The 15465-nt window shown below is 42.1% G+C and carries 12 protein-coding genes and 4 pseudogenes; 7 read left to right on the top strand and 9 right to left on the bottom strand.

Translation table 11 applies throughout. The features are described from left to right. Positions 1-87 precede the first annotated feature (87 nt). Positions 88-480 (bottom strand): zinc-binding metallopeptidase family protein, encoded by a 393-nt coding sequence (locus WN50_RS12725; RefSeq protein WP_049559321.1) that lies wholly within the window; start codon positions 478-480, stop codon positions 88-90. A gap of 331 nt (positions 481-811) precedes the next feature. After that, positions 812-1405 carry a YqaA family protein gene (locus tag WN50_RS12715; RefSeq protein WP_049559317.1) on the bottom strand — a complete coding sequence of 198 codons (594 nt, stop codon included), beginning with the start codon at positions 1403-1405 and terminating at the stop codon, positions 812-814. A gap of 301 nt (positions 1406-1706) precedes the next feature. On the opposite strand from WN50_RS12715, the gene WN50_RS12710 reads away from it, so the two are divergent. The 5 genes and pseudogenes from WN50_RS12710 to WN50_RS12700 form a co-directional block, all read left to right on the top strand. Continuing rightward, positions 1707-2087, top strand: a complete 381-nt coding sequence (locus tag WN50_RS12710) for a hypothetical protein (RefSeq protein WP_200906271.1) — start codon at positions 1707-1709, stop codon at positions 2085-2087. Between the two features lie 234 nt (positions 2088-2321). Continuing rightward, positions 2322-2491: pseudogene (locus WN50_RS36190) on the top strand (helix-turn-helix domain-containing protein); the annotation flags it as partial. Position 2492: 1 nt separating this feature from the next. Then, positions 2493-2995 (top strand): annotated as a pseudogene (locus WN50_RS36185) (RNA-guided endonuclease InsQ/TnpB family protein); the annotation flags it as partial. Between the two features lies 1 nt (position 2996). After that, positions 2997-3429 (top strand): annotated as a pseudogene (locus WN50_RS36180) (RNA-guided endonuclease InsQ/TnpB family protein); the annotation flags it as partial. 137 nt (positions 3430-3566) lie between these two features. Continuing rightward, a pseudogene (locus WN50_RS12700) lies at positions 3567-4682 on the top strand (FHA domain-containing protein); the annotation flags it as partial. Between the two features lie 1322 nt (positions 4683-6004). Here WN50_RS12700 and WN50_RS12690 read toward each other — a convergent pair. Then, positions 6005-6250 carry a ribbon-helix-helix domain-containing protein gene (locus WN50_RS12690; protein ID WP_046278759.1) on the bottom strand — a complete coding sequence of 82 codons (246 nt, stop codon included), beginning with the start codon at positions 6248-6250 and terminating at the stop codon, positions 6005-6007. Between the two features lie 326 nt (positions 6251-6576). Between WN50_RS12690 and rpaB the strand changes: the two genes are divergently transcribed. Further along, entirely contained in the window at positions 6577-7338 is a 762-nt protein-coding gene (gene rpaB / locus WN50_RS12685) for a response regulator transcription factor RpaB (protein ID WP_046278762.1), read from the top strand. Positions 7339-7557: 219 nt separating this feature from the next. Here rpaB and WN50_RS37545 read toward each other — a convergent pair whose 3' ends face one another. From WN50_RS37545 to WN50_RS12650, 6 genes are all read right to left on the bottom strand, one after another. Beyond that, entirely contained in the window at positions 7558-8577 is a 1020-nt protein-coding gene (locus WN50_RS37545; RefSeq protein WP_235440942.1) for an iron uptake porin, read from the bottom strand. Between the two features lies 1 nt (position 8578). After that, the coding region (locus WN50_RS37540; RefSeq protein WP_425354803.1) for an iron uptake porin at positions 8579-9459 on the bottom strand (881 nt) is incomplete at its 3' end. Between the two features lie 162 nt (positions 9460-9621). Continuing rightward, complete coding sequence (locus WN50_RS12675) at positions 9622-10650, bottom strand: substrate-binding domain-containing protein (protein WP_046278757.1); 1029 nt, start codon at positions 10648-10650, stop codon at positions 9622-9624. 854 nt (positions 10651-11504) lie between these two features. Then, positions 11505-12200: a MurL C-terminal domain-containing protein gene (locus tag WN50_RS38035; RefSeq protein WP_483425970.1), complete on the bottom strand. Its 696-nt coding sequence runs from the start codon at positions 12198-12200 to the stop codon at positions 11505-11507. A 90-nt stretch (positions 12201-12290) separates the two neighbouring features. Continuing rightward, the coding region (locus WN50_RS38030; protein ID WP_483425969.1) for a MurL-like N-terminal domain-containing at positions 12291-13006 on the bottom strand (716 nt) is incomplete at its 3' end. A 260-nt stretch (positions 13007-13266) separates the two neighbouring features. Further along, entirely contained in the window at positions 13267-14454 is a 1188-nt protein-coding gene (locus WN50_RS12650; protein WP_049559300.1) for a class I SAM-dependent methyltransferase, read from the bottom strand. A gap of 157 nt (positions 14455-14611) precedes the next feature. Here WN50_RS12650 and WN50_RS12645 point away from each other — a divergent pair, with 157 nt between their 5' ends. After that, positions 14612-15379 carry a hypothetical protein gene (locus WN50_RS12645; protein WP_049559299.1) on the top strand — a complete coding sequence of 256 codons (768 nt, stop codon included), beginning with the start codon at positions 14612-14614 and terminating at the stop codon, positions 15377-15379. Positions 15380-15465: the final 86 nt, after the last annotated feature.

Genomic DNA, 15465 nt, shown 5'->3' with positions numbered 1-15465 from the left:
GATGGTATTTTAATAAACTCATTCGATGCCCTACACTCACGTAGGTCGTTTGAGTCTCTTGTAACTTTTGATAGAGGCGTTCTTCGTTTAAAAAATCGCCGAAAAGACATAGCCATCCTGAATGGTGCCGGAGAAGGGCGGTGCGTCCCAGTCGCTCTCTGTGCCGATATTGACCGGCACCACATCCTGGTGGGCCATGAGCAGGATCGGGTCGAGGCTCGAGTCGGACCCTGGCCAGGTGAATAGCAGACTATAGCCGCCGGGAATGGTTTCCTTGTTGGCGGCAGCGTGGAAGGCCGGGTAGGTTTCTTCCATCCAGTCCTGGAGCGCGAGCCACGGGCCTTCCTGCCCGACGCGAGGATCGCCCGGCGCGACGGTGACGGTTTGGAAACGAATGGCCTCACCAAGGTGCTCAGCCGCGATGTTGGAATCAAATTCCGGTACTTCGGGAAGAACGATCTCGCGGACATCGCTCGGCACGCCGCCATAATTGAATGCCCGAAACAGAATGACGACAACCAGTAGCGCCAGTACGCCGCCGATTCCGAAGTTTTCGGCCGCATTTTTTCAGGCTGTTNTGCTCAGCCGCGATGTTGGAATCAAATTCCGGTACTTCGGGAAGAACGATCTCGCGGACATCGCTCGGCACGCCGCCATAATTGAATGCCCGAAACAGAATGACGACAACCAGTAGCGCCAGTACGCCGCCGATTCCGAAGAGTATATTCCTGATCATGCAATCTGCCTCCCGCTATTTTTCGAACTGTGGCGGGATGGGCATTGATTGGCAAGCTATGACGCTAGGCCAGCTTCACTCGCTGAAACCGGTGACAAACCAATAGAGAAGACCTGCGAGCAGAACGACCCATAGCGCCCGCTTCACGCTTCTCGGCGACCGTTCCCAGACGCCGACAATCTGTGGACCGAATAGAAACAGCAATCCTCCAAGGATGAAGAATCGAATGAATCTGCTGACAGAGAAAATACCGAGAAATTCCCAATAGGGATATCCAGACGCCCCGGCGATCAAATTGATCAGGTAAGACGGCGCCGGCGTTGTGCCGCCAAGAAAGATGTATGACGCGCCGCGGTCTGCGAAGCGTTCCGTGTAGGTCGCCGCAAGCGCCTCGATACCGAGGCGACTGATCACGGGTTCAAAATAAGCCGCGCCGATCGCATAGACGATCGAACCTCCAATGGCGCTACCGAGCACGGAAACTGCGACGAACACCCAGATTCGTCCGCGAGCAGCGAGACAAAGCGCGATGAACGCCGCTTCGTATGGCAAAGGCAGCACAGAGGTCTCGATCACCTGCACCAATAAAAGGACAGGAAGTAGCCAACGCGAATGCGCCAGGGCGACCAGTCGATCAGCCAAAGATGGGCGTATCGAGCGCTCTGTCATTTACGTCTCCGGAGGAACTGAGATCTTTTCGGATTGTTTTTGAATCAGTAATCCAAAGCCGTGAGGCTTGGAGAATCCCCTTTCTTTAGAAATGGGGAGTATGTCAAATATAGAAGTTTATTTTCATCCCTCATCTCATCAGTTTAGAGTGCGGAGTTTACGAGAAACAACCCCACTGCGCATTGATGGTCAATTCTTACACTTTCACGAAGCAACGATCATCACGGGTACTCATCCCTGNTGAATCAGTAATCCAAAGCCGTGAGGCTTGGAGAATCCCCTTTCTTTAGAAATGGGGAGTATGTCAAATATAGAAGTTTATTTTCATCCCTCATCTCATCAGTTTAGAGTGCGGAGTTTACGAGAAACAAACCCACCGCGAATTGATGGTCAATTTTTACATTCTCAAGAAGCAACCCTCAACCCGGGTAGTCATCTCTGGTTAGGACAAGTTGAACTTGAAGTGGTTTCTATTTCCACAACAGAGGAAATTCCACCGACTATTTTATTTTCTCCAGATGCCTCCTTTCACTCACCCCAACCCCAACTTTCAACTCCTCAATATGGTTTACAATGTCCGAAATGTGATCGCATTTCTCCCTATGAACAGATCGACTTAGGTTGTCGTTGGTGTGGAACTTCGTTAGCGGCGGCAAGGAGTGTCGTTTTGTCTCCTCCGTAAAATTGATTAGGAAGTGGAGAGAGTATAACTAGATTGACAGTTCGCGTCATAAATCGGTACTATAAGTATGTTGTTGACTCAAGTTCAATGACAAAGTACCTGAAACCTGCAAGCGATAAGCTGAGTATTTGGGGTAAATGGTAGAAGACATTCTAGCAATTCTGCATTGTTTTTCTAGCCGATTACATGGACTGAGAAAATATCACGCCTCCAATTCACAAATGACCCAGAGCTATGCAACGAGCCTTCAAGACCAAGTTAAAACTGAATAACAAACAGAAGACCGTCATGGCTCAACACGCGGGATATTCTAGATGGGTTTGGAATTGGGCGTTAGCGATGTGGAATGAAGCTTACAAACAGGGTTTAAAACCTTCAACGAATAAGCTAAAAAAGTTCTACACNGTTTATCAATTTGCTTTCATGCACTTGGGAGAAGCATTTAGCCGATTCTTTCAAGGCATTGCCAAACATCCTAAGTTCAAGAAAAAAGGCAAAAATGATAGCTTTACTTTAGATAATTGCGGCAAAGTAATGAGGTTTTCAGGGAGGAGGTTAAAACTTCCTTTTATTGGATGGGTATTCACTTATGAACCCCTTCCCGAAGTTCAAACTAAGCGAGTTACCATCAGTCGGGTTGCCGATTCTTGGTATATATCTATAGCCTACGAGTTTGAACCAGAACAGACTGTTAAATCAAGAGTTTATCTGGGTGTTGATGTAGGGGTTAAGGTCTTAGCGACCTGTTCAGATGGTACTGTTTTTGTTAACCCAGCAGCCCACAAAAAAGCGCAAAAAAATCTAGCCAGACTTCAGCGCGAACTCTCTAGAAAACAGAAGGGTTCAAATAACAGGAATAAAGCTAGACTGAAACTCGCAAAAGCATATCAAAGAGTGGCTAACATCCGNTCTAGAAAACAGAAGGGTTCAAATAACAGGAATAAAGCTAGACTGAAACTCGCAAAAGCATATCAAAGAGTGGCTAACATCCGAAAAGTGTCAATTCACAAACTAACCTCATGGCTATGCAAAAACCACGCAGTTATCGGGTTAGAGGATTTGAATGTTTCTGGGATGTTAAAGAATCATAAATTAGCGGGTGCTATTGCCGATTCTGCTCTCTATGAAATTCGTCGCCAAGTCGAGTATAAGTCCGAGTGGTACGGTTCAAGAGTAGTGTTTGCTGATAGATTCTATCCGTCAACTAAGACTTGTTCAAGTTGCGGTCACGTTCAAGAAATAGCACTGAAAGAACGAGTTTTTAACTGTAATAATTGCGGTGTAAGCATTGACCGCGATTTGAATGCCAGCCTGAATTTAGAAGGTTATGCCGAGGGCTTCTNCTGACCGGGTGCTGCTGACAGTCCGGGGTGAGGCACCGAAGTAAACATTAACACGGTTTGTACCGCGTTATATCAGTTTTATAAAGCAGAAAATAGGAGATGCCAAACTAAAACTATTCTTGATTCCCTCTTTCTCATGGAAATTCGACTCAGTTGGCGAGATCCGATAACAAATGAATGGCGAACCCCTGTATTAAGGCCTCCCATTGCCATTGGACGAGTGTTTGCCCGGATGCCCGGTACGATTGATGGACATCGGGTGTCTCGCATTGTGTTGAAAGGAGATCGGGTTTCTCGCTTTCACACTTTAATAACTTTGGAAAATGACAGTCTCATCTTGACTGATATTGGTAGTCGAAATGGTACTTTTATTAACGGAGTTCGTCAAGCTAAAACTATTTTAAATGACGGAGATACCCTGCAAATTGAAAATCATAACATTCTGGTTTCTTTTGTCACCAGTTCTCTGAATTCTAATACTTCACCGGGGCCGTCACAGATCTTTTTTAATCCCAATACCAATCAACCTGATCCGTTAACCGCTAAACCTCAACTGATTACTCCGGTTAATCAGAGTTTCCCGCCTACGGAATTTTTACACGCGGTTCAAGTCTCACCTTCAACGTTACAAGCCACAGGATTACCTGTTGAGGAAATAGATTATTTGACCATTGGGGCTGGGTTAGGAAGTTTGATTTGGGCAGATTTATTGAGAATTTCGGGGGTAAAATCTAGCCAAATTATCGCTTTAGGAATGGAAGAAAAGCCCTACGCTCGTTATCAACGCTTGTGTCTTAATTCTCAAATTCCGCCTCACGAACGTTTGCGATCAAATTCTGATTCTTGTCCTGATAATATTTGGGGTTGGCCAAGTTATGCGGTGCGAGAAGCTTATCGTGAAATCTCTCACGGACGGTTATTAATCGCTTTAAAATTACTATGGCGTGTTTTTGCAGAACCGACTTTTGCAGAGACTTATACACCGCGATCGCAAAATGTTTTTGATTCGATTGATCGTGAAATTCAACGCATAAGTTGGCAAGAAATTTATCGCTACGGACGAGTTTTAGGAATTAGGAAAACAAATGATGGGCGTTATGCGATCGCCATTTCTCGTTCACGGGCGGATAAACGAGAACGGGGTTTTGTTGTCGCACGATATGTTCATTTAGCAACTGGATATCCAGCGATTCAGTTTCTCCCTGATTTACAAGCTTACCGGGAAATGACGCGAGATTTTAAAAGCGTTGTCNCTACGGACGAGTTTTAGGAATTAGGAAAACAAATGATGGGCGTTATGCGATCGCCATTTCTCGTTCACGGGCGGATAAACGAGAACGGGGTTTTGTTGTCGCACGATATGTTCATTTAGCAACTGGATATCCAGCGATTCAGTTTCTCCCTGATTTACAAGCTTACCGGGAAATGACGCGAGATTTTAAAAGCGTTGTCAATGCCTATGAGGAGCATGAACATATTTATAAACAGCTTGAACAACTAGGCGGAACGGTGATTTTACGAGGACGGGGAATTGTGGCTTCTCGAATTATTCAGCGACTTTATGAGGCGAGACAACGCAATTCTAATATTAAAATTCTGCATTTAATGCGATCGCCAAAAGCCATCGGAAATCAATTTGGAAAATCCCAGCGTCGAGTCGAAAATCATTTTGAATTTCAACCGTTTAATTGGCCGAAAGCTTGTTGGGGTGGAGAATTGCGAGAGAAGTTAGAAATGGCTCATGCTGAACGGCGCTTACAATTACTAGAAAGTTGGGGGGGAACCACCACAGCGAGTCGTCAAGACTGGCGAGAAATTGTGAATCAAGGACTGATTCAAGGTTGGTATCGGATTGTGTTTGGTCGAGTTGAACAGGTGGAAAAAATAGCAGGTGAACGGACATTAACGACCATTCGGGAACAGGGAATTGAAGCACAAATTCAATTAGAAGCTGATTTTATTATTGATGCGACGGGTTTAGATGCTCACGTTCAAACAAATCCCTTATTAAATGATTTAGTGACTCATTATAATTTACCGCTTAATGCTCTGGGTCGTTTGCAAGTGGCGAATGATTTTGAATTAGTAGAAATGCGTTCGGTTAGCGTGACTTTGCCAACGGGAAAAACGGCGACCGTTTCCCCTGGAAGTTCAACCCCAAAAGGTCGAATGTATGCCGCCGGAGCGATTACATTAGGCGGGCCTTATGCGGCTGTTGATAGCTTTTTAGGGTTACAATATGCGGCGTTACAGTCTGTTAGCAGTTTAGCGGCGATCGCGGCTCCTAATGTTAAAAAATTGGGGATATTGAGGTCATTTAACCAATGGTTCAAATGGGTGATGAATCAATCCCCTTAGTTGAACAGGCAATAGGCCGTCAGAAGTCAGGAAAAAACTGTTAACTGGTAGGGGCAATTGATCAATTGTCCCTACCAGACGGGTGACTGATTGTTAAGTATTGCTACACTTTTTGATAAAAAGTCTTTTACGCTTTTAACTTGACAAATTTACTTTTTTTTGCATAGTTGCCTAAAACTCTATTTTTTTGAGCCAAGATTTGTCTGAGAGTGAGGGTCATTTAATATCTTCCTGGATGTCGTGAACGTGAGACCCTGAACCGAGAGTGTCGAGTCGATGTTCCAGTATCGCTAGGCGACTCTCTAGTTCGGAAATTTTATCAGGTTGATCGGCCATTCCTAAATAGGTTCTTAAAGCCTCAACCACCAGGTCTGACTTCGATTGTCCAGTTGCTTTGACCCGTGCCATCAATGCTTCGTGTAATTCAGGAGGAATCCTAACTCCTAAAAAGGGATTGGGCATGGTTTTAGTTGAGGAACATTTGGACAATCAACATCAACAATGCCTCGATAATACCAGCCTATTGCTAAATCGTTATCGGTCTCATAGTATTAATTCGTAAAAAGAATAGTCAGTCCTCATTTTTTTGTAAATTTTTGTGAAATTTTTTGATTTATTGCAAAATTTTTAAATTTATGTCACCGTTGTATGATAACAATATGATAACAACTGTTATCACAGGGAATCAGATGACAGCTTGGACATCTAGACTCGCCTGAAACAGCTTGTTGATTGAGAACCGATTCAACCTGCACCGAAAGCCGATCGATCTATCTATGGGAGCAGACATGACAACGCAATTACAATCCGAACAAAAACGTAACTCCGGCAAAATCCTGATTGCAGATGACGAATCTGCCATTCGGCGCATTCTCACCACTCGTCTTTCGATGGTCGGCTATGAAGTTGTAGCCGCAGCCGATGGTCGGGAAGCCCTGAACCTGTTTGAAACCGAAAATCCTGATTTGTTGGTTTTAGACGTAATGATGCCCAAACTCAACGGCTATGGAGTGTGTCAAAAAATTCGCACTCTATCGGACGTTCCGATCATTATGTTAACCGCTTTGGGAGATGTGGCGGATCGGATTACAGGCTTGGAATTAGGAGCGGATGACTATCTCACGAAGCCCTTTTCACCCAAAGAATTAGAAGCGCGTATTCAAGCCATTTTACGTCGTCTCAGAGAGACAAATGCGGCTCGGGACTTCAGCACAGAAACCATCCAAGTGGACAGTCTGCAAGTGGATACCATTAAACGACGGGTTTACAAGGGTGATAAGTTGATCCCTCTAACCTACATTGAGTTTAATCTTTTAGAACTGCTCTTGAAGCATTCAGGTGAGGCGGTTTCTCGTTCGGAAATCCTTCAGGAGTTGTGGGGTTACGCACCGCGACGCATTGCCGATATGCGAGTTGTTGATGTTCATGTGGCTCGTCTGCGGGCCAAAATTGAAGAAGATCAGCGCAATCCCGAGTATATTTTAACCGTGCGGGGTATTGGTTACGCTTCTCAACGCTTGCCGATTGTTGAGGAAGCTATTGGAGCTTAAGCACATCTATTTTTTAAACATTTGGGTTCCGAAGAAAAACAAACGCTAAAATTGCAATTTTCATCTCAAAGTCTGATTTGATATTAATTTGAAGTTTGGATTAACGGTCTGAACTTTCATACAAAAATAAAACTAATGGCGATCGCCTTCAGTCTGTTCAACATGAGTTCAACTGAAAGCGATCGCCTCTGTTTTAGACAACTTCTCTTATCCGACGACTTAAAATGTAAACCGAGTTCGGACCAAACCAATTCCAATCGCAGGATTGTCTGAATTATGCTCGGGATTGGTAATTAGCAAAAATCCCGGAGTGACAGAAACTCTATCGGTAATTAAGTAGCGATAAGACACCTCAAAATGTAAAGATGTATCCGGATCTTCCCGATCAAGAACATCATTATTGGTAACTTTGGGGGGCATACCGAAAACAATACTTAATTGAGATCCCAATTTACCCCAATCGACCAAAAAAGCGGTAATTGCCCAACTCCAAATTTCTGCATGAGAACCCTGAGAAGCATTTACACCCTCGGTGATCTGAGGAGAGCCTTCAGCAACAGCATTCCAGTAGCTCAACCAACCGCCCAAGATTAATTTATCGGTGAGTTTATAAGTTAGTTGTAAGCCCAAAGCATTAGAAGAAGTGGGGGTATTTGCACCAAAAGGAAACTGAGCAAAAACGCTACCTTTACTTCCGGTTAAATCAATGGTTGAAGCGGGATCTGGGGCATAATAACGACCGTAAGTTAAAGCCATTCCCAATCCATCGGTAGGAGTATAGCTCAACTGAGCCAAAATCGTATATTGACCGTTAAATAATCCGGCACTCGCATCTCTACCGGAAGTCGTTAAATAACTCACCCCGCCGCCGATTTTGTCTGTAAAATTATAGTAAACCACCGCACCGGTACCGAAAGCAAAGGAGTAAATTGGACTTTCTGCTCCAAAATTTGAGATCGAGTTAACCGGGTTAAACGCGGGAAAAATTCGAGTCGGAAAATCCGCAATCGGAGCCACAGCAAAAATGCCGCGACTGCCGAGAGGCATTTGATAAAATATTGTTCCGGAGCGGATATCATTGCCCGTATTTGTAGTCCCAATTAAACGGGTCATATCGGTACCGGTAACGCCAAGACCGAAACTGCTAACATTCCCCGCGATTAGTTGAGTTCGCAATCTATCTTTTCCGGTAAAACTGGTATCAAAAATTAGTACAACTCGCTCAGAAAATGTGGGGATNGAGGTAACATTGCGATCCGGAAAACCCGTAAGCGGAGCCACAGCAAAAATGCCGCGACTGCCGAGCGGCATTTGATAAAATATTGTTCCGGAGCGGATATCATCGCCCGTATTTGTAGTCCCAATTAAACGGGTCATATCGGTACCGGTAACGCCAAGACCGAAACTGCTAACATTCCCCGCGATTAGTTGAGTTCGCAATCTATCTTTTCCGGTAAAACTGGTATCAAAAATTAGTACAACTCGCTCAGAAAATGTGGGGATTTCATCCAAATCTTCTCGGGATTCTGTTCCTGGAGAAACTGCTTTTTGATCGCCAAAAGCACTGATTAAATTAAAATCAACTCCGCCGCGTAAAATTGTAGTTGGGCTAAACTGATGCTCTTTGAGAAAAGTGACTTGCTCTTCTAAATCATCGATTTTGCTCGTAACCTCTTCGATTTCGGTTGCAAATTCTTCTGTTAATCTTTGGATGGCGATAAAGTCTTCTTCGTCGGCAAATTTATTACTTAAACTTCCAAGGGTCTGTCTAATTTTGAGCAGACAAGCATTTAAACCTGCCGCAAATTCATAGCGGCTCATCGGCCGATTTCCCTGAAAAGTTTCCCCCGGAAAGCCGCCAATACAGCGATATTTTTCGACTAAATTACGCAGGGCTTCGTAGGCCCAATGGTCGGGAGTAATATCTTGCAATTCGTGAACATTGATGATTCTGTCTCTGTTCAAACCGGGTGGGGGACTGCTGGATAGGGTATCAATTTGCTGAATGGGAGTTTCCGGGACTTCTGATATTGAATTAGACAACTCTAAATGGGAGGTTTCTAAGGGAAATTCCTCAGAATTATTTAAAGATTCTTCGCTCAAAACGTTTGAGTTGAACATTTCTTGCGCCATTGCCGGAGATAACATAAATAGAAGATAGCTCAGAACAGCCGATGGCACAGTCAGCGATATTTTATATTTTTTGAGACGATTTGACATGGTAATCCTAACATAAATGAATGTTATGCAAAAATAAGTATTAAATTAAACGACAGAAACAACTTAGTACGGACGCATTCTCAATTCATTATTGACCGCTTCTAAAATTTCTATCGTGACATCTTCGGGAATTCTGGTGTACTCTAACTGCTCGTTTAATTCTTGTCCCTCGGTTAAAATCCATGTCAATAAATTTTTAGTCGCGATCAGTTGATCTTCGTTAACATAGCGTTTATAAATCAACAGCCAGGTTAAACTGACCAAGGGATAACCCTCTTTTGGGTCCTTGACATCATCGGTGCTAAAGTCATCATTAAACTTGACATTTAATAATGCTTTTTGAGTTTCTTCTAAGGTCGGTTTAACGTAGCGACCTTCCCCATTTTCTAGGTTCGCAATTGAAAGATTCTGCTCCCGAGCCAAACGGGTTGGAACGTAACCAATGGCACCATCAATTCTTCGGACTTCGCCGGCAATTCCGCCGCCTTCCAATTGCGAAGAAAAGAATCTAAATCCCCAATTCGGCTCGCGACTGCCTGGTATCTTTCCGCCGCTAATTTGATTGAGATATTTGGTCAGAATAAAGCTCGTCGCACAACTTCCCGAACAAACGATCACTTCAATTTTTTGATTGGGAAAGTTGGGGTTAATTTGCTTCCAATTGCTGACTTCTCCCGTAAAAATTTGAACCAGTTTCTCTCGGGATAATTTAACATCTGTTGTCAGATCTCGGGTGATATTTTTGAGGTTATAAACAATGCTTAACGAACCGCCACCAATTGGCACCATGAGCAAACCATCTTCGATTTGATTCTGTTCTATCGGAGTGGGAATTAAGCTCGTACCCGCAAAGTCAACAGTCTGACTCGCCAACAACCGAATGCCACCCCCACTGCCCAGAGTGCTATATTTAAACTGTTGTCCTGTTTGCTGTTCGTATTCTTGGCTATAACGCTGGAGAAGGGGTTCCGCAAAAGAATCACCCCCTCCGCGAAGCAATAAAGCCGCAACGCTCGTCGGAAAAGAAATCGCTGTTAGCGTTAGAAAACTAACAAAAAAAAGCCGGAAATTCTTGAGGGTAAATGTTTTCATGGATTGAGGTAAATGCGTTAGTTTTAAAACGGATTTGATTAGCGTAGTCTTCGATAAATGGTGACTTTACTGGCGTCTTCGGTGACTTCTAGCCAAAAATCTTCGATAACAAATTGATAAACAAATTCTCCCAGACGGGTACTCCGCCACGTACTGATAACCGGCGCGTCTTCTATCCATTTTTCCAGCGCTTTTATAACGGGTTCTGGAACCGCACTGGAATCGATTTGTTCGTCAAGTTGAAGAATATTTCCGGTAGAAGTCACCTGAACTTCTACTTCAAAACCCTGTTGGTTTTCTCCTCGGATTTTATAGATTAGAGAACCATCGGATTTCAGTTCCGTTCGAGCGCATCCGAGAAAAGTTATAANCTTCTATCCATTTTTCCAGCGCTTTTATAACGGGTTCTGGAACCGCACTGGAATCGATTTGTTCGTCAAGTTGAAGAATATTTCCGGTAGAAGTCACCTGAACTTCTACTTCAAAACCCTGTTGGTTTTCTCCTCGGATTTTATAGATTAGAGAACCATCGGATTTCAGTTCCGTTCGAGCCAGATTAAACTGGGCGCCCGAAACGGTTTCTGCGGATGTCATCACTGAAATTGGGACTTCTTCTAGGGAGATTTCTCGCTCTATTCCCGCCAGATTTTGGGCAATTAATAGATGGTCTTTTTCAATCAAAACTTGACTTAGAACCTCTCTAGGATCAATGATAGAGGCAAAACCGACCATTCCTGTAATTGCCAATATTTTGAGCAAGTTTTTGAGGTTAAACATCATGTTTTTAAGTTGGATTTTGCTAGGTGAACAATGAATGAACTGGAAAATTAACGGTTTTCAAGAGCAAGCTGTGTTTATAAATTTTCTCGGATGCGCTCGAACACCCAAGAGGGAATGGCGTGTTCTTTGTCGTAAACTGAATTATATTTTTGTTCTATAGTTTGCCAATCAATAGAACGATCTGATAAAATTTCTTCGGAAAACATTTCTAAAGTTTTGCCGGATAACCCTTTTTCTAAACATTTTTTCATTAGCAAACGGCTTTCGTCAATTTCGCCGATACATTCAAAGGGAGTGTGTACCGATAAACCGACCATTTCTCGAAACGTCGGGAGCAAATTTTCATCGTCAAACAAATTGGTTTTAAACACCGCATCGACCAAATTTGAGGAAAAAAAAGCCGTCAATCCCAACCAAACATAGGCGCATTTTGGGCATTTTTTGCACCAAGGTTTTTGAAGATTGCAGGAGTTAATTTTCGGGATAACTTCCGAATATTTGCTCAAGTTATGAAAGATGCGGAAGTCGTAAATGGGTTGTAAAATGCTGAAATATTTAAAATCCGATAGCAAATGTTCGCGAACGAATTGATCTAAAATCTGTTCGGCTTCCAGACTTTTACCCCACTGGTGGTTAACTTCTTTTCCGATTTCCTCCCAAATTAAATTTCCGGTGTTGGCGCTTTTTTCGTGGGCTAAACATAAATAATTATACCCTCCGGCCAACATCAAAAATAAGGATTCAAAAATAGAAACTGGGGTTTCTGGGATGGTGATTCCTGAATTTTCAGGAAAATATAACTGGAGAAAGGGAAAGTCTATAAAATCATCGAAAATTGATATTTTATGCTTTTTAATTGNCCTCCGGCCAACATCAAAAATAAGGATTCAAAAATAGAAACTGGGGTTTCTGGGATGGTGATTCCTGAATTTTCAGGAAAATATAACTGGAGAAAGGGAAAGTCTATAAAATCATCGAAAATTGATATTTTATGCTTTTTAATTGGCTGGACATTTTCTATTACTTGAGCAATTAATTTGTGTTGCAAGTCTGCTTTGCCATAAACACTATGAGAATATTGCATAGAAGCAAAAGGAATATCCGCTTCTTGCAAAATTTTCATGGCTACAATACTATCTTTGCCACCCCCACAACCTGTGAGAATTGTCTGATTATCTCCAAAAATTTGCTCTGGATGACTTTTTCCTAAGTCTGCGGAATAGATAATTTCTGGCTGTTGGTAATCTGTGACATTATTTTCATACCAATGTTGCCCAAATACTCCTTGGTAAATTTTGAAAAATAAATCTAAAACTGGTTTTTCCAGATGTGAGGCAATGTTTGAGATATCGTAATATTTGGGAAATAAGGAACATAGTTTCATGCCTTCAAATAAGGCAATATGGGCAGCAATGCGATCAATTAATTGTTGAGAATATTTTTCTATCAGTGCCGAGAATGAGAGATCGTGATAAAAAACTTTCGTGGCAAATTTGAATTTATCTGCACTATAGATGATGTCTAGATGATGTTCATGAATAGCTAAACTTTCTATTTTGATTACTTCAATTTTCATTTTTGATTGTGTTATTAACCATTGTTTGTTATTTTAAGGGCTAATGGTTTAGTTATTTATTAAAATTTATTTGATTTATAAAATTAGTAATTTTCTTCCATCCCACCAACCAGATCGTGCCAAATTAGAAGTAGGAAAGCTACTTCGATTTGTTAGTTTGATCGAATTCATCTCCCGTTCCAATTACAGCTTGAACGGGAGATAAATTACTCCTTTGCGAATTTAAATAATTAACTGGATTAACTGATCGACAAAATACTTTACTTCCGCAAAATCAGTAGCTCGTGGTTGCAGCTTTTTAACACACTCATTCTTTCCTTGAAAACTTCTTGCCACATCTTTATAGCACAATAGTTTTTGATGGGATTGTAATACAAGTCATTATCTTCGACTCTGAGAACTACAGCAAAAATACCACCTGGTTTAAGAATCCGAATCAGTTCCTCAAAGCTTTCTAAAGGAACTTGATTGCGAGTAAAAACGCCAGTTGATACTAAAGCGTTAAACGTATTATCTGCAAAAGAAAGAGTGTTACCCAACTCTTCTAGATGCAAAGCATTGTATATCCCCTGGTCTTTTAATAGGTCTAAAGACTTTTGGCTAATATCCAGTCCTTGGAGATTTTTAAAGCCGTAAGAATTGAGTTCTCGACCTAATAATCCTGTACCACACCCTATATCTAAAATTAAAGCATCTTTCTTTAAATAGGATCTGAGGGTGTAACCAATATGGTTAAGTAAAACCGTCCAGCCGTTATCGTAATGTTCCTGGTCGTAAAATAATACCCAATTATCGTATTTTCCCCTCACTTCTTCGAGGTTTTCAAAGTAATCTGTTAATCCATTTCGATAATCTTGCTCATCATCTTTTTTCAAGATTTTATACAGAACATCTTTGATAATATAGCCGATTAAATTGAGGTCATCGAAATCAAAAGATGATGGCAATCTCAGATCGCAAGCAGAAGAAATAATCGATTCTGTTTTTTCTAGGCTGGGTATTTCGGTAAATGAGTATTGCCAGTTTTTGTAATAACGAGAATTATCGTCTCTGCCAAAAATCTGGATCGTCACACCCCTCTCGCTAGTTTGTTGTACAAATTGATCTACCTGTTCTGAAGTTAATCCCAAAAGATTAAATTGCAAACTGTCAGGCGCACGTTTCACTTTTTCCAAAGGAGAGGGAATATAAATATTTCTGACAGAACTGAGAATTTCTGCTAACCGATCGTACTTTTGTATACCTTGAAATATCTTGTCTTCTAAAAATTTTATTTGAGGTCTTAAGACAGCAGCAGTTAAGTTACTCATTCGCAAACTAAAATTAGGAACATGAGGCTTAAGTTTTTCAAAACCTGCTTGAGGAATTGGATCGGGAGTTTTGAAACTTTTATTAAATTTAATCAATGATTTTTGTTCTTTTTTTGATGCGATCGGGTTAAATTTCATTTTTGATCGTCCCCAGGTCGATAATTTTCCAACGAATTAAAAACAGTATGATGCTATTTCCGCAAAAGGAACATTCCAGAATTCCAACTTTTTCATGTCTGCATAATCGACAAAATAGAGTATATTTGGGGAACTATCGTCGATAATCTGATCATGTATGTCGATCTCTACGATCTGTAAAAGCCAACCTGACTCTGCTGCTGTTGTCGTCACGGGCCAGTTCGACGATATTGATGTTTGCGCCCAAGCCATCAAACATTTGAATGTTACTGCCACCCAGTTAACCTCTGGTCAGTTTGTGGGGAGAGTTAATTTGGCCGACTTGGGGAGCCTGAAGTTTACTGACGTTACCTATAATCAAGCGATGAGAATAAAGGGGGTAAAAAATCCTCATCGCCTGGGATTTGCGATCGCACTTCAAGGCGATCAGACACAAGTGCTGGCTCATGGTTGCTTGATCAAAAAACACGACCTATTTGGGTTCGATCCAACGAGAGAAAATGATATTACGACAGGCAAAGACACTCACTTAGTCCTCGCCAACCTTGATTTGACCGTTTTCCAGTCCCTAGCCGAGCAAATGGGATACCATGACTTAGGGCAACAGTTTCTCCAGCAAAATTCAATCCATTTCCATCCCGCTTCATTACGCCATCTAAGAGCTTATTATCAGCAAGTCTCTCAAATGTTGATTAATCAACCATCATTATTAATGGAGTCGCCAGCCCAATCCCACATTGTCGAAAATTTCTTGCCGTTGCTGATGGATACGATCGGAGCAGCTATCCGACAAAAAAAGCCGATGATCAAAACTTTACCAGGAAATTGCGAAAAGCCCCTACCTTCAGGTATGGGGATGGATAGCAGTGAGTCGAAGACGAACAAGTTGTTATCCAAGTTTGTCCGTGATAAGATAACTCTATGATAGTTAGAGAAACGAAGTTATTGAACGGTTCCAAGTCTCAATATGAAAGACTTGACGAAGCCATAAGGACTGCACAGTTCATCAGG

Source organism: Limnoraphis robusta CS-951 (assembly GCF_000972705.2).
Note: the sequence above shows the minus strand (reverse complement) of the source record. Positions and strands in the feature narration are given on the sequence as shown.

Excerpts from the sequence above, each read along its gene's own strand:
- WN50_RS12715 (WP_049559317.1), bottom strand. The coding sequence starts at position 1,405 with ATGACAGAGCGCTCGATACGCCCATCTTTGGCTGATCGACTGGTCGCC.
- WN50_RS12645 (WP_049559299.1), top strand. The coding sequence starts at position 14,612 with ATGTCGATCTCTACGATCTGTAAAAGCCAACCTGACTCTGCTGCTGTT.
- WN50_RS12710 (WP_200906271.1), top strand. The coding sequence starts at position 1,707 with ATGTCAAATATAGAAGTTTATTTTCATCCCTCATCTCATCAGTTTAGA.
- rpaB (WP_046278762.1), top strand. The coding sequence starts at position 6,577 with ATGACAACGCAATTACAATCCGAACAAAAACGTAACTCCGGCAAAATC.
- WN50_RS12675 (WP_046278757.1), bottom strand. The coding sequence starts at position 10,650 with ATGAAAACATTTACCCTCAAGAATTTCCGGCTTTTTTTTGTTAGTTTT.
- WN50_RS12650 (WP_049559300.1), bottom strand. The coding sequence starts at position 14,454 with ATGAAATTTAACCCGATCGCATCAAAAAAAGAACAAAAATCATTGATT.
- WN50_RS12690 (WP_046278759.1), bottom strand. The coding sequence starts at position 6,250 with ATGCCCAATCCCTTTTTAGGAGTTAGGATTCCTCCTGAATTACACGAA.